The sequence below is a fragment of the Streptomyces sp. P1-3 genome, assembly GCF_050613155.1.
GTDB lineage: Bacteria > Actinomycetota > Actinomycetes > Streptomycetales > Streptomycetaceae > Streptomyces.
In genome coordinates this window covers 668,686-686,262 of sequence record NZ_CP192512.1, presented here as the reverse complement: position 1 = coordinate 686,262, position 17,577 = coordinate 668,686, and the positions used below count along the sequence as shown (strand labels likewise).

The 17,577-nt window shown below is 72.4% G+C and carries 16 protein-coding genes; 10 read left to right on the top strand and 6 right to left on the bottom strand.

The features are described from left to right. The first annotated feature begins 10 nt into the window (after positions 1-10). The gene (locus ACQUSR_RS03015) at positions 11-1,210 is read left to right on the top strand and encodes a M6 family metalloprotease domain-containing protein (RefSeq protein WP_431040953.1); all 1,200 of its coding nucleotides are present in this window, start codon (positions 11-13) and stop codon (positions 1,208-1,210) included. Between the two features lie 123 nt (positions 1,211-1,333). Here the strand turns inward: ACQUSR_RS03015 and ACQUSR_RS03010 are convergent, their stop codons facing one another. Genes ACQUSR_RS03010 through ACQUSR_RS02990 form a run of 5 tightly spaced genes read right to left on the bottom strand, consistent with a single transcriptional unit; the run spans position 1,334 to position 7,044 of the window. Further along, positions 1,334-2,314: an ABC transporter ATP-binding protein gene (locus ACQUSR_RS03010; protein ID WP_431040952.1), complete on the bottom strand. Its 981-nt coding sequence runs from the start codon at positions 2,312-2,314 to the stop codon at positions 1,334-1,336. Next, a complete protein-coding gene (locus ACQUSR_RS03005; protein ID WP_431047337.1) occupies positions 2,311-3,315 on the bottom strand; it encodes an ABC transporter ATP-binding protein in 1,005 nt (334 codons plus the stop codon). The genes ACQUSR_RS03010 and ACQUSR_RS03005 overlap by 4 nt, the downstream gene beginning before the upstream one ends. A gap of 44 nt (positions 3,316-3,359) precedes the next feature. Further along, the gene (locus ACQUSR_RS03000; RefSeq protein ID WP_431040951.1) at positions 3,360-4,346 is read right to left on the bottom strand and encodes an ABC transporter permease; all 987 of its coding nucleotides are present in this window, start codon (positions 4,344-4,346) and stop codon (positions 3,360-3,362) included. Next, positions 4,343-5,287, bottom strand: coding sequence for an ABC transporter permease (locus ACQUSR_RS02995; protein ID WP_431040950.1), 945 nt, complete (start codon positions 5,285-5,287; stop codon positions 4,343-4,345). Before ACQUSR_RS02995 ends, ACQUSR_RS03000 begins: the two co-directional genes overlap by 4 nt. A gap of 14 nt (positions 5,288-5,301) precedes the next feature. Continuing rightward, the gene (locus ACQUSR_RS02990; RefSeq protein WP_431040949.1) at positions 5,302-7,044 is read right to left on the bottom strand and encodes an ABC transporter substrate-binding protein; all 1,743 of its coding nucleotides are present in this window, start codon (positions 7,042-7,044) and stop codon (positions 5,302-5,304) included. 133 nt (positions 7,045-7,177) lie between these two features. Between ACQUSR_RS02990 and ACQUSR_RS02985 the strand changes: the two genes are divergently transcribed. From ACQUSR_RS02985 to ACQUSR_RS02945, 9 genes are all read left to right on the top strand, one after another. Next, entirely contained in the window at positions 7,178-8,548 is a 1,371-nt protein-coding gene (locus ACQUSR_RS02985) for an aminopeptidase P family protein (protein ID WP_431040948.1), read from the top strand. A 47-nt stretch (positions 8,549-8,595) separates the two neighbouring features. Continuing rightward, the gene (locus ACQUSR_RS02980; RefSeq protein WP_431040947.1) at positions 8,596-9,753 is read left to right on the top strand and encodes an NAD(P)/FAD-dependent oxidoreductase; all 1,158 of its coding nucleotides are present in this window, start codon (positions 8,596-8,598) and stop codon (positions 9,751-9,753) included. Between the two features lie 65 nt (positions 9,754-9,818). Next, positions 9,819-10,133, top strand: coding sequence for a (2Fe-2S)-binding protein (locus ACQUSR_RS02975; RefSeq protein ID WP_431040946.1), 315 nt, complete (start codon positions 9,819-9,821; stop codon positions 10,131-10,133). Then, positions 10,114-11,574, top strand: coding sequence for an NAD(P)/FAD-dependent oxidoreductase (locus ACQUSR_RS02970; RefSeq protein WP_431040945.1), 1,461 nt, complete (start codon positions 10,114-10,116; stop codon positions 11,572-11,574). Before ACQUSR_RS02975 ends, ACQUSR_RS02970 begins: the two co-directional genes overlap by 20 nt. Positions 11,575-11,639: 65 nt before the next feature. Continuing rightward, entirely contained in the window at positions 11,640-12,548 is a 909-nt protein-coding gene (locus tag ACQUSR_RS02965) for a dihydrodipicolinate synthase family protein (RefSeq protein WP_431040944.1), read from the top strand. Positions 12,549-12,599: 51 nt separating this feature from the next. Further along, positions 12,600-13,601, top strand: coding sequence for a proline racemase family protein (locus ACQUSR_RS02960; protein ID WP_431040943.1), 1,002 nt, complete (start codon positions 12,600-12,602; stop codon positions 13,599-13,601). Beyond that, positions 13,598-14,971 (top strand): aldehyde dehydrogenase family protein, encoded by a 1,374-nt coding sequence (locus ACQUSR_RS02955; protein WP_431040942.1) that lies wholly within the window; start codon positions 13,598-13,600, stop codon positions 14,969-14,971. The genes ACQUSR_RS02960 and ACQUSR_RS02955 overlap by 4 nt, the downstream gene beginning before the upstream one ends. A gap of 51 nt (positions 14,972-15,022) precedes the next feature. Continuing rightward, a complete protein-coding gene (locus ACQUSR_RS02950) occupies positions 15,023-15,694 on the top strand; it encodes a GntR family transcriptional regulator (protein ID WP_431040941.1) in 672 nt (223 codons plus the stop codon). 41 nt (positions 15,695-15,735) lie between these two features. After that, on the top strand, positions 15,736-17,001 hold the full coding sequence (locus tag ACQUSR_RS02945) for an alpha/beta fold hydrolase (RefSeq protein ID WP_431040940.1): 1,266 nt from the start codon (positions 15,736-15,738) through the stop codon (positions 16,999-17,001). Between the two features lie 12 nt (positions 17,002-17,013). Here ACQUSR_RS02945 and ACQUSR_RS02940 read toward each other — a convergent pair whose 3' ends face one another. Further along, on the bottom strand, positions 17,014-17,577 hold the full coding sequence (locus ACQUSR_RS02940) for a YceI family protein (RefSeq protein ID WP_431040939.1): 564 nt from the start codon (positions 17,575-17,577) through the stop codon (positions 17,014-17,016).

Sequence of the window (17,577 nt, the reverse complement as noted above, 5' to 3'; positions counted from 1 at the left end):
GTTGTTGCCCATGAGACGGTCCCATCCCCTGACGGCGGCGCGCGGAGCGGTCCTGGCCGGCCTGGTCGCCGCCTCGATCGTGCTCCTTCCCGGCACGCCTCCCGTCCAGGCGGCACCCAAGGCGCCGGACAGGGTGTCGGACTGCGCCCTGCCCGGCACCACCGGCTGGACGGACGAGGGGCACAACACCGACTCCTCCGTCTTCCAGCGCGCCACCGGGACCAAGAAGGTCGCCATGATCTTCGTGGACTTCCCGGACGCGCCCGCCACGGAGTCCCCGGCCGACGACGCGGCCCAGATCACGCCCGGCGCGAAATGGATGCGGAACGCCTCGTACGGCAAGACCCGGCTGGCCATCAGCCAGCACCAGCGCTGGCTGCGGATGCCGCGCAACTCGACGGACTACGGCTTCGAGCGCGGCTTCACGCACGAGACCCACGAGGCGTACATCAAGGACGCGGTGCGGGCGGCCGACCCGGATGTGGACTTCTCCGCCTACGACATGGTGTACGTCGTGGCGACGAAGAACGCGAAGGCCATCTCCTTCACCCCCACCTACATCTACGACCCGGGCACGGAGGGAGTCGTCGCGGACGGCAACCGGCTCAAGTGGGCGGTCACCTTCGGCCAGGACATGTGGCACTGGGGACCCAAACTGGTCGGCCACGAGACCGCCCACACCTTCGGCCTGCCCGACCTGTACGCCTTCGAGGGCACCGACGGCCACCGCTTCGTCGGCGGCTGGGACGTGATGGGCCTGATAGGCGGCGCGGGACCGCAGTACTTCGCCTGGCACTCCTGGAAGCTCGGCTGGACCGCCGACAGCCAGGTCGTCTGCCGGGCGTCGAAGGGCAGCGACACCGTGCGCCTGACCGCGGTCGAGAACGGCAGCGGCAAGAAGATGGCGGTCATCCGCACCGGCCCCACCTCCGCGTACGTCGTCGAATCGAGGCGTAAGGCAGGGGCGGACACGGGTCTGTGCTCCACCGGAGCGCTGGTCTACAAGGTCGACTCGTCCGTCCAGACCGGCAACGGGCCGATCCGGGTGATGGACGCCAAGCCCGACGCCACTCCGGCGAACGGCTGCCGCCCGCTGGACGACGCCGCGTACGGGGCCGGTGAGTCCTTCACCGACTCCTCCGCGGGGGTACGGATCCAGGTGCTGCGCAGCGGCGCCTCCGGCGACACGGTCCGCATCACCAAGTCGTAGGCCACCGAGCCGTAAGCGGCCGGACAGACAGGTGCCCTGGATCCCGCCCGGGATCCAGGGCACCTGTCGCCGACACCAAGCTCCGCCCCCAGACCCCCCTGCGGTCGGGGGCGGAGCCTTGTGTCAGGCCCCCTCGGGGAAGTGGCAGGCCACCTCCCGGGCCTCGCCCGGGCGGGTGATCTGCAGCAGGGGGGCCTCGCTCCGGCAGATCTCCTGCGCCTTGGAGCAGCGCGGGTGGAAGGTGCAGCCGGGCGGGGGAGCGGCCGGGCTCGGCGGGTCGCCGAGCAGCGTGATCCGCTCCCGGCTCCGCTCGGCCGCCGGGTCCGGCAGGGGGACGGCGGACAGCAGCGCCCGGGTGTACGGATGGGCGGGGGCCGCGTAGACCCGCTCCTTCTCGCCGATCTCGACGATGCGGCCCAGGTACATCACGGCGACCCGGTCGCACACCCGCTTGACCACCGACAGATCGTGGGCGATGAAGAGGTAGGCGAGGCCGAGTTCCTGCTGCAGCCGTTCCATCAGGTTGACGATCTGTGCCTGTACGGAGACGTCGAGGGCCGAGACCGGTTCGTCGGCGACCACGAGCCGGGGGCTGGTGGCCAGCGAGCGGGCGATGCCGATGCGCTGCGCCTGCCCGCCGGAGAACTCGTGCGGATAGCGGTCGATGTGCTCGGGGATGAGCCCGACCAGCTCCATCAGCTCCACCGCGCGCTTGCGGGCGTCGGCCGCCGAGCTGCCCTGCACCATGAGGGGATCCGAGATGATCCGGGCCACGGTCTGGCGGGGGTTGAGGGAGGAGTGCGGGTCCTGGAAGACCATCTGCAGGTCCTTGCGCAGCGGTTTGAGTGCCCGCTGCGACATGTGGCTGATGTCGCGTCCGTCGTAGGTGATCGAGCCCGCGGTGGGTTCGAGGAGGCGGACGATCAGGCGGCCCGTGGTGGACTTGCCGCAGCCGGACTCGCCGACCAGGCCCAGCGTCTCGCCCGCCGCCACGTCGAAGCTGATGCCGTCGACGGCCCGGACCGGGGCCGAGCGCGCCCGCTTGCCGGGGAAGGCCATCGTCACGTTCTGTACGGAGAGCAGGGGTTCGGCGGTGGTGGTCATGAGGCGACGCCTTCGTGCGCGGGGAGATGACAGGCGACCGGGTGACCGGTCGGGCCGCCGAACGACGGACGCTCGGTCTCGCAGCGGGACCGCTCCTCGTCCGAGGCCGTCGCCAGCCGCGGGCAGCGGGGCGCGAACGCGCAGCCGGGGGCGGGGGTGAGCAGGGACGGCGGACTGCCGGGGATCGCCCGCAGCGGCTCGTCGTCCCGGTCGTCCAGGCGCGGGAGGGAGTCGAGCAGACCGCGGGTGTACGGATGGGACGGGGCGGCGAACAGCGGGTCCACGGGCGCCTGTTCGGCGGCTCGGCCGCCGTACATCACCAGCACTTCGTGGGCGACCCGGGCGACCACCCCCAGATCGTGCGTGATCATGACGACCGCGAGCCCCCGGTCCTGCTGGAGCCGGGCGATCAGCTCCAGGATCTGGGCCTGGACGGTGACGTCCAGCGCCGTGGTGGGCTCGTCGGCGATGAGCAGTTCGGGCTCGCAGGCCAGCGCCATGGCGATCATCACGCGCTGCCGCATGCCGCCGGAGAACTGGTGCGGGTACTCTCCCGCGCGGCGGCGCGGCTCGGGGATGCCGACCTCGGCGAGCGCCTCGACGGCCCGTTCCCGGGCCGCCTTGCGGCGGGAGCGGAAGTGGACCCGGTGGTGTTCGGCTATCTGCTCGCCCACGGTGTAGTACGGGTGCAGGCTGGAGAGCGGGTCCTGGAAGACCATGGCCATCTTGCGGCCGCGCAGCCGGTTCATCTCGCGCTCGGGCAGGCCGACCAGCTCCTGCCCGTCGAGGAGCACGGAGCCGGTGGTCCGGGCGCCGGTGTGCAGGCCCATCACCGCCATGGAGGTGACGGACTTGCCGGATCCGGACTCGCCGACGATGCCGAGCGTCCGCCCCCGCTGCACGTCGAAGCCGAGGGAGTCGACGGCCCGGACCGGGCCGTGCTTCGTGGCGAACGTGACGGTCAGGTCCCGTACGGACAGCAGTGGCGCGGAGTCGGCCATCTCGGGGTCGGCCGACACGGGGTCAGCCATCACAGGGTCGGCCATCAGTACCTCACTCGCGGGTCGACGACGGCGTACAGCAGGTCGACGGCCAGGTTGGCGACGACGATGAAGGCGGCGGCCAGGAGCGTGACGCCGAGGATGACCGGCTGGTCGCCGCTGGACAGCGCGCTGTAGAAGAGCCGTCCGATGCCCGGGAGTCCGAAGATGGACTCGGTGATCACCGCGCCGGCGAGCAGCCCGCCCAGGTCCATGCCGAAGATGGTCAGGATCGGGGTCATGCCGGCCCGCAGCCCGTGCTTGACCACGACCTTGTGGCGCGGCAGGCCCTTGGCCCGGGCGGTGCGGATGTACGGCTCCGCCATCGTCTCGATCATCGAACTGCGGCTCTGCCGCGCGTACATGGCGGCGTACAGGATGGCCAGCGCCAGCCAGGGCAGCAGCAGGTTCGACGCCCACTCCACCGGGTCGTCCCCGAACGGCACGTAACTCGGGTAGGGCAGCCAGCCGGCCGTCCGGATCACCCCGTAGATCAGCATCATCGAGGTGAAGTAGACCGGCATCGAGGCGGCGGCCACGGCGCCGACCATCAGCACCTTGTCGGTGAGGGTGTCCTTGCGCAGGGCCGCGACGACCCCCGCGGTCAGCCCGAGGGCCAGCCAGAGCACGGCGGCACCGAAGGCCAGCGAGGCGGAGACCGGCAGGCGGTCCATCAGCAGGTCCCAGACGGCCTCGCTGTTCTCGTAGGAGTAGCCCAAGCACGGGAAGTCGCAGTGCAGCTCGTACTGGCCCGTACCCATGGTGCGGCCGGTGAAGATGCCGGTGACGAAGTCCATGAACTGCCGCCACAGCGGCTCGTCCAGGCCCATGTGCTCGCGGATCGCCGCCAGCCGCTCGGTGCTGCACGACTTGCCGCAGGCCGCGGCCGCCGGGTCGGACGGCAGGACGTAGAAGATGGTGAAGGTGACGGCGGCGATGGCGATCAGCACGCCGATGACACCGAGCAGCCGGCGCCCGATGTAGAGGATCATGTGCGGCTTCCCCTCGGGTCCAGCACGTCCCGCAGCGCGTCGCCGAGCAGCGTGAACGCGAGCACGGTGAGGAAGAGGCAGGTGCTGGGGATGACGAAGTACATGGGGTCGGTGTCGTAGAAGTTGACGCTCTCGGCGATCATCTGGCCCCACGACGGGGTGGGCGGGCGGACGCCGACGCCCAGATAGCTCAGCGCCGCCTCGGTGGCGATCATCCCGGGGATGATCAGGGTGGTGTACGCGATGACGGGCCCGGCGACGCCCGGGAGGATGTCGCGGGTGAGGATCCGCCAGGGCCCGGAGCCGCCGACACGGGCGGCGTCGACGTACTCGCGGTGCTTGAGCGAGAGCGTCTGGCCGCGCACCACGCGGGCGATGCCGGGCCAGCCGAACAGCCCGATGACGGCGATCATCAGCACGATCCGGTTGACGTCCCGCGCCACCGACATCATCGCGATCATGAAGATCAGGGACGGGAAGGACATGGTGAGGTCCATCAGCCGGGAGAGCACCGTGTCGACGCGCCCGCCGAAGTAGCCGGCCGCGATTCCGGCCGCGGTGCCGACGATCACGACGATCGCGGTGGCGGCGAAGGCGATGAGCAGCGAGACCTGGGCGCCGTGCACGACGCGGGCGAACAGGTCGCGGCCGGTGACGGGTTCGACGCCGAGCCAGTGGTCGGCGGAGATCCCGCCGAGCGGGCCGATCGGCTGCCCGCCCAGGTAGGGGTCGACGGCGGTCTTGTCGAACTCCTCGGGCGACCAGCCGCCCAGCCGGCTCAGCAGCGGGGCGGCCACCGCCATGATCGCGAAGAGCGCGATCACGACGAGGGAGATCTTCACGGAGGTGCGCCGGCGCAGCTCCCGGCGGGCGAGCTGCCAGGGGCCGCTGCCCGCCGGGGCCGCCTTGGCGGCCGGAGAGGTCAGGGAAGTGGTGGCCATGGTCGGGGTGCTCCTCAGCCCTCGCTCTTGGCGGGGTCCTTGAGGCCGACGGAGGCGTAGTCGAGCTGCCCGCCGAAGGAGGTCTGCCCGTACGCGCCCGCGATGTTGGTGCCCAGCACCAGCGGCCAGCGCCGGACCAGGACAGGGATGGTCGGGGCCTTGGCGAGGATCTCCCCGTCCAGCGCCCGCCAGGCGTCACGCGCCTTGTCGGCGTCGGTCATGGCGGCGATCTCGTCCATCCGCTTCATGGTCGCCTCGTCGCGGAAGAGCGAGTGGTTGCCGGTGTTGCCCTTCTCCTTGATGTAGCGGCCGTCGAAGACGAAGGGCAGGAAGGTGGAGCCGGACGGGTAGTCGGGGCACCAGCCGGTGTAGACCATGTCGGTGCGGTTGGTGGTGTCGCCGATGGTGCTGTAGAACGCGGCCGGGTCGACCGTCTCGATGGTGACCTTGATGCCGGCCTTGGCGAGCGCCTGCTGGATCGCCTCGGCCCGCCCCTTGTCGCCGTTGGAGACGGTGATCTTCGTGGTGAAGCCGTCCGGCTTCCCGGCCTCCTTCAGCAGCTGCTTGGCCTTGTCCACGTCGCCCGTGGCGGGGATCTTCAGGGTGTCGGGCTGCTTGCCGTCGAAGAGGGTGGCGGGCATGTAGGCGGTGGAGACGTCGTTGAAGGCGGGGCCGCCGGAGGAGGTGACCACCACCTCCTTGTCGAGGGCGTACTGCACGGCCTGACGGACCTTCGCGTTGTCGAACGGCGCCCGCCCGGTGTGCATCTGCACCATGTCGGTGCAGTTGGTCGACTCGGCCAGCAGCCGCTTGCGCACCTCGGCCTTGGGCAGCACCTTGCCCGCGCTCTCCGGCCGCAGCGCGTACCAGGGGACGGCGGAGGCGTCCGCGCCCTGGCTGGCGATCATCCGGTCGTCGATCTGGTTGGGCTTGAGCCCCATCACCATGACCAGCTTGTCCGGGTACGCCTTGCGTATCCCGTCAGACTTGGGGTCCCAGTGAGGGTTGCGGACCAGGATCAGCTTCTTGTTGCGCTGGTAGGTCTCGATCTTGTACGGGCCCGAGGAGAACGGCCGGTTGTCGTACCGGGGGCCGGTGTCCTTGGACTTCGGCACCGGCGCGAAGGTCGGCATGACCGTGGCGTTGGCGAACTCCGCGAAGGGCTTGCGCAGTTCGAAGACGATCGTGTGGTCGTCGGGGGTCTTGATGGAGTCCAGGTGCTTGCCCTCGGCCGGCCCCTTGTACCCCTTGGCGCCCTTGAGGTAGCGGGCCGCGTAGTCGGCGCCGCCGTACAGGTCGGGAGAGAAGGATCGCTCCACGTTGTACTTGATGTCCTGGGCGGTGACCGGGGTCCCGTCCTCGTACTTGACGCCCTTCTTGAGCTTGAACGTCCATGTCTTGGCGCCGTTGGAGGAGGTACCGAGGTCGGTCGCGAGGTCGGGGACCAGCTCGCCGCCCTCGGCCCCCGGAGCCGCCTTGTACGTCACCAGGGTGCGGTACAGCATCCGGGTGCCGAACTCCATGTCGTTCATCTGCCAGTTGCGGGCCGGGTCGAGGTGGGTGAAGTCGGTGTTGGACAGGACTGTGAGGGTGCCGCCCTTCTGCGGGGTGCCGCCGATCACCGCACCGAGGTTGCCGGTGGCCGGGTTCTTGCCGTTCTGGCTGCTGGAACGCTTGCCGCTGGAACAGCCGGTCGCGCCGAGGGTGAGGGCCGCCACGACAGCGGTGGCGAGGACGGTACAGGTGCGCTTGTTCATCAGGGGTCACTCCGTGAACAGTCGGCCAGCCGAGGGGATGGCTGGAATGTGACCTGTAACATAGTAATGTGAAATTGCACTGGCAAGATGTTGGCCGCTTCGTTACGCACCCGTGCCCCGAGGGAGGGCCTCCATGGAGGACTCAGCAACCACCGCGATCCGTACGGTGAGCCATGATCTGCCGGTTCCGGCGGAGCTCGCCGCGTTCATGTCCGGCCACTGGGCCAAGACCCCGCTGCCCGACGGCATCCGGCTCCCGGTCGCGGACCTGACCCCCGCCCGCCGCGCCCGCCTCTCCGCCCGCTTCCCGGGCGAGCGGCTGATCATCCCCGCGGGCGAGCTCAGGGTCCGCTCCAACGACTGCGACCACCGCTTCCGGCCGCACAGCGCCTACGCCTGGCTGACCGGGCTGACCGGCGAGGAGCAGGCGGGCCACGTGCTGGTCCTGGAGCCGGACGGGCCGCGGGGGCACGAGGCGGTGCTGTACGTGCGCCCCCGCTCGCCGCGCGTCGGCGACGAGTTCTACCGGGACCGCCGGTACGGGGAGTTCTGGGTCGGGCGCCGCCCCGACCTGGCCGAGGCGGAGCGGCTGACCGGCATCCGGTGCGTGCACCTGGAGGAGTACGCGGACCTGCCGCCGGGGCGCGTCGCGTCGTCGGACCCCCGACTGGCCGCGGCACTCAGTGAGTTGCGGCTGGTCAAGGACGTCTGGGAGGTGGGGCAGCTCCAGCTGGCCGTCGACCACACCGTCGCCGGCTTCGAGGACGTGGTCCGGGCGCTGCCGCGCGCCCTCGCCCACCCGCGCGGCGAGCGCTGGATCGAAGGGGTCTTCGGGCTGCGCGCCCGCGCCGAGGGCAACGGCACCGGCTACGAGACGATCGCCGCCTCCGGCGCCCACGCGTGCGTCCTCCACTGGATCCGCAACGATGGGCCCCTGGACGCCAGGGAGCTGCTGCTGCTCGACGCGGGCGTGGAGACCGACACCCTCTACACGGCGGACATCACGCGCACGCTTCCGCTGTCCGGCCGCTTCACGTCCGTCCAGCGGCAGGTGTACGACCTCGTCCTCGCCGCGCAGGAGGCGGGCATCGCCGCGCTGAAGCCGGGGGCGAGCTTCCGCGACTTCCACCGGGCGTGCATGCGGGTGATCTCCGAAGGGCTCGCCGAGTGGGGTGTGCTGAAGAGCGCCGAGGGCGACTTCCACCGCCGCTACACCCTGTGCAGCAGCGGGCACATGCTCGGCCTGGACGTCCACGACTGCGCCCAGGCGCGGGCGGATGCCTATCTCGACGGGGTGCTGGAGGAGGGGCAGGTGCTCACGGTCGAGCCCGGGCTCTACCTTCAGCCGGACGACGAGACGCTCCCGGCCGAGCTGCGCGGCATCGGTGTGCGCATCGAGGACGACCTGGTCGTCACGGCGGACGGCGCGCGGCTGATGTCGGGCGCGCTGCCGCGCACGCCGGACGCGATAGAGGCGTGGATGGGTGAACTCATCGGCGATTGATCGCGCCCGCTCTTGGCACGGCCAGTGCAATGTGAAATATTACTGACGTGCTCACGAGAGACGACTCCGCGGATGTCATTGTTGTCGGGGCCGGCGTGGTCGGCGCGGCGTGTGCCTACTACGCCGCCCGCTCCGGCCTCCGCGTCACCGTGCTCGACCGCGGCCCGGTGGCCGGCGGCACCACGGGGGCCGGCGAGGGAAACCTCCTGGTCTCCGACAAGGAGCCGGGCCCCGAGCTCGACCTGGCCATGCTGTCCACCCTCATGTGGCGGGAACTGGCCGAAGAGCTCCCGCCGGGGATCGAATACGAACCCAAGGGCGGCGTGGTCGTCGCCTCCGACGGGACCGGGATGGCCGCGCTGCGGGACTTCGCGGCCGGACAGGGAAAGTCCGGTGTCACGGCGGAGGAGGTCCCGGCCGACCGCCTGCACGACCTGGAGCCCCACCTCGCCCCCGGCCTGGCGGGCGGCTTCCACTACCCCCAGGACGCGCAGGTCATGCCGGCGCTGGCCGCCGCGCACCTGCTGCGCGCCGGCGGCGACCGGGTGCGGCTGCGGCTCGGGGAGGAGGTCACCGGCCTGCTCATCGGAGCCAGCGGCGAGGTGCGGGGGGTGCGGACGGCGGCCGGTCCCGTCCACGCTCCGTACGTGGTGAACGCCGCCGGCACCTGGGGCGGCGAACTCGCCCGCCTCGCCGGCGTGGAACTGCCCGTACTGCCCCGCCGGGGCTTCGTCCTCGTCACCGAACCGCTGCCGCGCGTGGTGCGCCACAAGGTCTACGCGGCGGACTACGTCGCCGACGTGGCCAGCGGCTCCGCCGCGCTGCAGACCTCGGCGGTGGTCGAGGGCACCCCGGCGGGCCCGGTCCTGATCGGCGCCAGCCGGGAGCGGGTCGGCTTCGACCGGACGCTGTCAGTGGAGGTGCTGCGGCGCCTCGCGGCCCAGGCCACGGCGCTGTTCCCGGTCCTGGCCGGGGTGCGGGCGATCCGTACGTACGCGGGCTTCCGCCCCTACCTGCCGGACCATCTGCCGGCGATCGGACCCGACCCGCGCGTCCCGGGACTGCTGCACGCCTGCGGCCACGAGGGCGCCGGGATCGGGCTGGCGCCGGCGACCGGGCTGATCATCGCCCAGTCCGTGGTCGGCGGCGAAGTGCCGCTCGACATCCACCCGTTCAGGCCGGAGCGCTTCACCTCCGACGCCTGAGCCCGACCGCCTCCGGCCGCCAGATCCCGTCTGCCGACGCCGTCCGTTACGAGAGGAGTGCCCACATGGCCCGTACCCCCGCCGAGCTGGTCGGCGCGCAGCCCGATCCGCCGTTCGAGATCACGATGGACGGCCGGACCGTGACCGCCCTGCCCGGGCAGTCCGTCGCCGCCGCGCTGTGGGGCGCCGGCATCGTCGCCTGGCGCACCACGCGCAACGGCGGGCGCCCGCGGGGCGCGTTCTGCGGCATCGGCCAGTGCTACGACTGCCTCGCCACCATCAACGGAGAACCCAACCGGCGGGCCTGCCTGGTTCCGGCCCGGCCGGGGGACGCGATCACCACCCAGGAAGGAGACGGCCATGCCGGGCTCGCCGTCTGAACCCTACGACCTCGCCGTCATCGGCGCGGGCGCCGCCGGTCTGTCCGGTGCCGTCGCCTCCTCCGAACACGGGCTGTCGGTCGCCCTGCTGGACGCGTCCGGCTCTGTCGGCGGCCAGTTCTACCGGACCCCGGAACCCGCGCTCGGAGCGGTCCGGCCCGAAGCGCTGCACCACGAATGGTCGGCCTTCGCCGACCTGCGCCGCCGCCAGAAGGCCAGGAGCGGCATCGCCCACCTCGCCGGACACCACGTATGGACGGTGACGCGGGACAGCGGCGACCTGTGGGCGGTGCACGCCGTGACCGGCGCCGACGGTGCGGACGGGCGGCCCGTGCGCGTACGGGCACGGGCGGTCCTCATCGCGACCGGCGCGTACGAGCGGCAACTGCCCTTCCCCGGCTGGACCCTGCCGGGCGTGGTGGGTGCCGGAGGCGCCCAGGCGATGCTCAAGGCGGGGCTGGTGCTGCCCGGCAAACGGGTCGTCGTCGCGGGCAGCGGGCCACTGCTGCTCGCTGTGGCCTCCTCGCTCGCCGCGGCCGGGGCGCGGGTCCCGGCGGTGGTGGAGGCGTCCGGCTACCTGGGATACGCCCGCTTCCCGCGGGTCCTCGCCGCCAATCCGCACAAGCTCGTCGAGGCGGTGGTGCACGGATCGGCGCTGCTGCGCCACGGGGTCCGGCTGCGGACCCGTAGCGCGGTCACCGAAGTCCACGGAGACGAGCGGGTGGAGGCGGTCACCGTCTCCCGGCTCGACCGCGACTGGCGGCCGGTGCGGGGGAGCGGCCGCCGGATCGAGTGCGACGCGCTGGCCGTGGGGCACGGCCTGGCGCCGCAGATCGAACTCGCCGTCGGGCTCGGGTGCGCCACCCGGCGCACCGCGGACGGCACCGCCGCCCTCGTCCTGGACGGCCTCCAGGAGACCTCGGTGCCCGGCGTGTGGGCGGCGGGGGAGACCGGCGGGGTCGGCGGCGCGCGACTGGCCCTCGCGGAAGGCGAACTGGCGGGCATCGCCGTCGCCGCCCGCCTGCACGGGCGGCCCGCGCTCGCCGTGTCGGCTCACGTGGCGCGACTGCGCCGCCGACGCGACCGGATGCGGTCCTTCGCGGACGCCATGGCGGTGGCACACGCCCCCGGTCCCGGCTGGCCCGAGTGGCTGGCCGACGACACCGACGTGTGCCGCTGCGAGGAGGTGACCGCCGGACGGATCCGCGAGGCGGTCACCGACCTGGGGGCCCGCGACGCGCGGACCGCCAAACTCCTCACCCGGGCGGGCATGGGGTGGTGCCAGGGCCGGATGTGCGGGGCGGCCGTGGCCTGCCTCGCGGCCGAGGGCGGCGGTGCCGTACCGCCGTCGGACGAGCGCCGCCCGTTCGCCGTCCCGGTGCCCCTCGGGGCGCTCGGGGCCCTTGCGAAGCCCACGGAAGACCAGAACGCCCCACACTGAAACGTCACCCACTACAAGCGTCACCCATCAAGAGCGTCACACCCTTCACGAAAGGCTCGATCGGCATGACCGCCACCACCTGGAACTCCACCCGCCCCTGGCGCGGCGTCATGGTCGCCACCGCGCTCCCCCTGCGCGACGACCTCTCCGTCGACTACGACGCCTACGCCGAGCACGTCCGCTGGCTCATCGACAACGGCTGCGACGGCGTCGTCCCCAACGGCTCGCTCGGCGAGTACCAGACGCTCACCGACGAGGAGCGCGCCCGGGTGGTCCGGACCGCGGTCGAGGCCGCGGGCGACGGGGCCCGGGTGATGCCCGGAGTGGCCGCGTACGGAAGCGCCGAGGCCCGCCGCTGGGCCGAGCACGCGGGCGAGGCCGGATGCGGCTCGGTCCTCCTGCTGCCGCCGAACGCCTACCGCGCCGACGAGGAGGCCGTGCGCGCCCACTACGCCGAGGTGGCCACGGCCGGGGTGCCGGTCGTCGCGTACAACAACCCCATCGACACCAAGGTCGACCTGTCCCCGGCCGTCCTCGCCCGGCTGCACGGCGACGGGAACATCGTGGCCGTGAAGGAGTTCAGCGGCGACGTGCGGCGCGCGTACGAGCTCGCCGAGCTCGCCCCGGAGCTCGACCTGCTGATCGGCGCCGACGACGTGCTGCTCGAACTCGCCGTGGCCGGGGCCGTCGGCTGGATCGCCGGCTACCCCAACGCCTTCCCCGCCACCTGCGCCGAGCTGTACCACGCCGCCGTCGCCGGCGACCTGGCCACGGCGCTGCCCCTGTACAAGTCGCTGCACCCGCTGCTGCGCTGGGACTCCAAGACCGAGTTCGTCCAGTCGATCAAGCTGTCCATGGACATGGTCGGGCGCCGTGGCGGCCCGGTGCGACCGCCGCGCGCCGCGCTCACCGGGGAGATCGAGACCGGGGTGCGGACCGCGACCGAGAAGGCCGTGGCCGACGGCCACCGCTGACCGCCCGCCGGCTGCCGACCCCGACCCCCGACCGCTGACAAGGAACCTGAAGTGCGTACTCGTCATGTCTTCCACGCCGTTGACTCGCACACCGAAGGGATGCCCACCCGTGTGATCACCGGTGGGGTCGGGGTGATCCCCGGCGCCACCATGGCCGAGCGCAGGCTGCACTTCATCGAGCACATGGACCACCTCCGTACGCTCCTGATGTACGAGCCGCGCGGCCACTCCGCGATGAGCGGCGCGATCCTCCAGCCGCCCACGCGCCCCGACGCCGACTACGGCGTGCTGTTCATAGAGGTGTCCGGGCTGCTGCCGATGTGCGGGCACGGCACGATCGGGGTGGCCACCGTGCTGGTCGAGACGGGAATGGTGCCGGTCACCGAACCGGTCACCACCGTCCGCCTCGACACCCCGGCGGGCCTGGTCTCCGTCGACGTACGGGTCGAGGGCGGGGCGGCGCGTTCGGTCACGCTGACCAATGTGCCCGCGTTCTGCGCGGGCCTGGACCAGCGGGTGGACGTGCCCGGCCACGGCACGGTGCGGTACGACCTCGCCTTCGGCGGCAACTTCTACGCCTTCGTCGAACTGGACGAGCTCGGCCTGCCGTTCGACCGCGCCCGCAAGGACGACCTGCTGGCCGCCGGGCTCGCCATCATGGACGCCATCAACGCCACCGACCGCCCGGTCCACCCCGAACACCCCGAGATCGGCGGCGTCAAGCACGTCTATCTCGCCGCCCCCGGCTCCGACGCCGTGCGGTCCCGGCACGCCATGGCCATCCACCCCGGCTGGTTCGACCGGTCGCCGTGCGGCACCGGCACCTCGGCGCGCATGGCGCAGCTGCACGCCCGCGGCGAGCTGCCCCTGCACCGCGACTTCGTCAACGAGTCCTTCATCGGGACCCGGTTCACCGGCCGCCTCATCGGCGAGACGGAGGTCGGCGGCCTGCCGGCCGTCGTCCCCACCATCACCGGGCGCGCCTGGATCACCGGGACCGCCCAGTACCTCCTCGACCCGGACGACCCCTTCCCCGGAGGTTTCCTCCTGTGACCAGCACACTGACCCCGGTTGTCTCACGCAACCCGGCCGACCCCTCCGACGTCGTCGTGGAGGTGGCCGCCCCCGGCGCGTTCGCCGCCGCCGACGCCGTCGAGCGGGCGCGCGCCGCCCAGCCCGGCTGGCTGCTCGGCGGCGCGGCCGCCCGGTCGGCCGCGCTCTCCTCGATCGCCGCCGCCATCGAGGCAGCGGCCGACGAGCTGGCCGCCCTGGCCGTCCGCGAGGTGGGCAAGCCGCTCACCGAGGCGCGGGCCGAGGTGGCGCGGACCGTCGCGATCTGGCGGTACTACGCCCAGGCGCCCTATGAGCCGGCCGGCGCCGTCCACGAGCCGGCCGCCGGAGCGGGGCTGCTGCTGACCCGCCGCCGCCCGCACGGCGTCGCGGGGCTCGTCACGCCCTGGAACTTCCCCTTCGCCATCCCCAGCTGGAAGGCCGCCCCGGCGCTCGCGGCCGGCAACGCGGTCGTGCTCAAGCCCGCGCCCGAGGCCACGGCCTGCGCCCAGCGGCTCGCCGAGATCCTCCATCGGGTGCTGCCCGAGCAGGTGTTCACCGTCGTCCCCGGCGGGGCCGCCGAAGGCAACGCCGTCATCTCCGCCGCCGACGTCGTCTCGTTCACCGGCTCGACCGCGGTCGGCCAGGCGGTCGTCCGCGCGGTCACCGAGCGAGGCGTCCCGGTGCAGGCGGAGATGGGCGGCCTCAACGCGGCGATCGTCCTCCCGGACGCAGACGTCGAGCGGGCCGCCGCCCATATCGCCGCCGCGATCGCCGGATACGCGGGGCAGAAGTGCACCGCCACCAGCCGGGTGATCGCCGTCGGCGCCGCCTACGACCCGCTGCGCGAAGCCCTCGCGGAGGCGCTGCGGACCGTGCCGGTGGGAGACCCGGCCGACCCCGCCACGGTGTGCGGGCCGCTCATCTCCGAGCAGGCCCGCGGGCAGGTCAGCGGCGCCTGGGAAGGCCTGTCCGCGGTGGCCGGGGGCACCGTTCCCGACGGCTCCGGCTGGTACGCGGTCCCGACCCTGGCCGCGGGGGTGCCATCGGACCACCGGCTGCTGCGCGAGGAGGTCTTCGGGCCGGTCGCGGCCCTGCTGGCGGCCGACGACCTGGCCGAGGCCGTGCGCGTCACCAACTCGGTTCCGTACGGCCTGGTCACCTCGGTGCACACGGCGGACCTGGACGCGGCGCTGTACGGACTCGACCAGCTCGACACCGGCATGATCCGGATCAACGCGCCGTCCAGCGGCGTCGACTTCCACCTGCCCTTCGGCGGCGCCAAGTCCTCCAGCCACGGCCCGCGCGAGCAGGGCCGCGCCGCCCTGGAGTTCTACACGGCCGGCCGCACGTACACCCTTACGCCCTCATAAGCAATGTGACATTGTACAATGGTGGTTCCGTTGCGGCACGAAGGGAACACCATGGGGCACCTGAAGCAGCGCACCCTCGTCACCACCAGGGAGCGGCTGCGCGACCAGGTGGCCCACGCCCTGCGGGCCGCCCTGATCTCCGGCGAGCTGCGGCCGGGCGCGGTCTATTCCGCGCCCGGCCTCGCCGAGGACTTCGGCGTCTCCGCGACACCCGTGCGCGAGGCGATGCTCGACCTGGCCCGGGAGGGCCTGGTCGAGCCCGTCCGCAACAAGGGCTTCCGGATCACCGAGGTCACCGAGGGCGACCTCGACCGGTACACCGAGATCCGGGCCCTGATCGAGATCCCCACGGTCGGCCGGATCACCAGGACCGCGGACCGCGCGGCACTGGAGGCGCTGCGACCGGTCGCCGAGGAGATCGTGCGCGCCGCGCGCGAGCACGACCTCATCGGCTATCTGGAGGCCGACCGCCGGTTCCACCTCTCGCTGCTGGCGCTCTCCGGCAACGACCGGCTCGTCGAGACCGTCGGCGACCTGCGCAAGCGCTCCCGTCTGTACGGCCTGACCGCACTGGACGAGCGGAACCAGTTGATCCCCTCGGCCGAGGAGCATCTGGAGCTGCTGGACCTGATGCTGGCGGGCGACGCCGAGGGGGCGGAGGCGTGCATGCGCCGGCACCTGGGCCATGTGCGGTCGCTGTGGGCCGGGCCCGAGGGCCCGTGACCGCCCCCCCTTCTGTTCTTCCCGCTGCCGAAAAGGGAGCCATGAACCCCGCGTACGCGACCGTCGACCATGTCTTCACGGTGCCCCTGGACCACTCCCGGCCGGACGGGCCCACCATCGAGGTGTTCGCCCGGGAGGTCGCCGACCGGGCCCGCGCCGACCAGAAGCTGCCCTGGCTGCTCTACTTGCAGGGCGGTCCCGGCGGCAAGTCGCCCCGGCCGTCCGCCGGGTCGCCCGGCTGGCTGGCACACGCCCTCAAGACCCACCGGGTGCTGCTGCTCGACCAGCGCGGAACCGGCCGCTCCACCCCCGTCACGGCACGCGAGGCCGCACGGATCGCCGACCCGGCCCGGCTCGCCGCGCACCTCACCCACTTCCGCGCCGACGCGATCGTCGACGACGCCGAGCTGATACGCCGTGAGCTGTGCGGCGACGAGCCCTGGGAGACGCTCGGCCAGAGCTACGGCGGCTTCGTCACGCTCACGTACCTGTCCCGGGCGCCCCAGGGGCTCAAGGCGTGCTACGTCGCGGGCGGCCTGCCGGGCCTGACCGCGACCGCGGACGACGTGTACGCGCGCACCTATCCCCGGGTGCGGGACCGCGTGCTGGAGTACTACGCCCGCTACCCGCACGACGCGGACCGGCTGCGCCGCATAGCCGACCTGCTCGCCGCCACCGAGGTCCGCCTGCCCGACGGAGACCGGCTCACCGTCCGCCGTCTGCGCGCGCTCGGCCTCGTCTTCGGCATGGGCGACGGCTTCGAGCGGGTGCACTGGCTGCTCGACGAATCCCTCGACGCGCGCGGCGAGTTGACCGACACCTTCCTCCACCAGGTGATGAACCTGACGGGGTTCACGGACAATCCGCTCTTCGCCGTCATGCAGGAGTCGATCTACGGCCAGGGCGCCACCCCCGCCCGCTGGGCGGCGGACCGGGCCCTGCCCGCACACCCGGAGTTCGCCGATGACGCGGACCCCCTGCTGCTCACCGGCGAGATGATCTACCCCTGGATGTTCCGGGAGGTCGCCGGCCTGCGCCCGTTCGCCGACGCCGCCGACGCACTGGCCGAGAAGGCCGACTGGCAGCCGCTGTACGACACGCGTGCTCTCGCCGCCAACCAGGTGCCGCTCGCGGCCGTCGTCTACCACGACGACATGTACGTCGACGCGGGCCTCTCGCTGAGTACCGCCCGCGAGGTGGGCGCCGCCCGCGTCTGGGTCACCAACGAGTGGGAGCACGACGGCGTCACCGCCTCGGGCGACCGCGTGCTCGCCCGCCTCATGGACCTGGCCGCGGGCCGCGCATAGCCCTCCTCGGCCTCAGGCGTCGGACTCGAGGACGGCCTCGACGTCGACGACGACGTCGACCATGTCGCTGACGACCACTCCGCCCCGGTCGACCACGTCGTTCCAACTGACCCCGAAATCATGGCGGTTGATACGCGTCGTGGCGGTGAAACCGGCACGGCGCCTGGGGCCGAGGTTCCGCCCGCCCTCCCACCAGGGCGTGTCCCACTGCCCCAGATAGGCGACGTCGAAGGTCACGGAACGCGTCACCCCGCGCACGGTGAGGTCCCCGGTGACCTCGAACCCGGTGGCGCTGACCTGGCGGACGCGCGACCCGGCGAACGTCCACGTCGGGTGGTGCTCGACGTCGAAGAAGTCCGCGCTGCGCAGGTGGGCGTCGCGCTCGGGAGCGCCGGTGTACACCCCGGTCGCGTCGATCGTCGCCTCGACGCGGGCCTTCTCCGGCTCCTCGGGATCGACCTCCAGCCGGCCGTGGATGTTCTTGAACTGCCCGCGCACGTAGGCGACCATCATGTGCCGGGCACGGAACTCCGCGCCCGTATGGCTGGGTTCGAAGAACCATTTGGTCGTCGCCAT

Bases quoted from the DNA above. Each gene is read 5' to 3' on its own strand.
- ACQUSR_RS03015 (WP_431040953.1), top strand. From the start codon at position 11: ATGAGACGGTCCCATCCCCTGACGGCGGCGCGCGGAGCGGTCCTGGCC.
- ACQUSR_RS03010 (WP_431040952.1), bottom strand. From the start codon at position 2,314: ATGACCACCACCGCCGAACCCCTGCTCTCCGTACAGAACGTGACGATG.
- ACQUSR_RS03005 (WP_431047337.1), bottom strand. From the start codon at position 3,315: ATGGCCGACTCCGCGCCACTGCTGTCCGTACGGGACCTGACCGTCACG.
- ACQUSR_RS03000 (WP_431040951.1), bottom strand. From the start codon at position 4,346: ATGATCCTCTACATCGGGCGCCGGCTGCTCGGTGTCATCGGCGTGCTG.
- ACQUSR_RS02995 (WP_431040950.1), bottom strand. From the start codon at position 5,287: ATGGCCACCACTTCCCTGACCTCTCCGGCCGCCAAGGCGGCCCCGGCG.
- ACQUSR_RS02990 (WP_431040949.1), bottom strand. From the start codon at position 7,044: ATGAACAAGCGCACCTGTACCGTCCTCGCCACCGCTGTCGTGGCGGCC.
- ACQUSR_RS02985 (WP_431040948.1), top strand. From the start codon at position 7,178: ATGGAGGACTCAGCAACCACCGCGATCCGTACGGTGAGCCATGATCTG.
- ACQUSR_RS02975 (WP_431040946.1), top strand. From the start codon at position 9,819: ATGGCCCGTACCCCCGCCGAGCTGGTCGGCGCGCAGCCCGATCCGCCG.
- ACQUSR_RS02970 (WP_431040945.1), top strand. From the start codon at position 10,114: ATGCCGGGCTCGCCGTCTGAACCCTACGACCTCGCCGTCATCGGCGCG.
- ACQUSR_RS02965 (WP_431040944.1), top strand. From the start codon at position 11,640: ATGACCGCCACCACCTGGAACTCCACCCGCCCCTGGCGCGGCGTCATG.
- ACQUSR_RS02950 (WP_431040941.1), top strand. From the start codon at position 15,023: ATGGGGCACCTGAAGCAGCGCACCCTCGTCACCACCAGGGAGCGGCTG.
- ACQUSR_RS02945 (WP_431040940.1), top strand. From the start codon at position 15,736: ATGAACCCCGCGTACGCGACCGTCGACCATGTCTTCACGGTGCCCCTG.
- ACQUSR_RS02940 (WP_431040939.1), bottom strand. From the start codon at position 17,577: ATGGCGACGACCAAATGGTTCTTCGAACCCAGCCATACGGGCGCGGAG.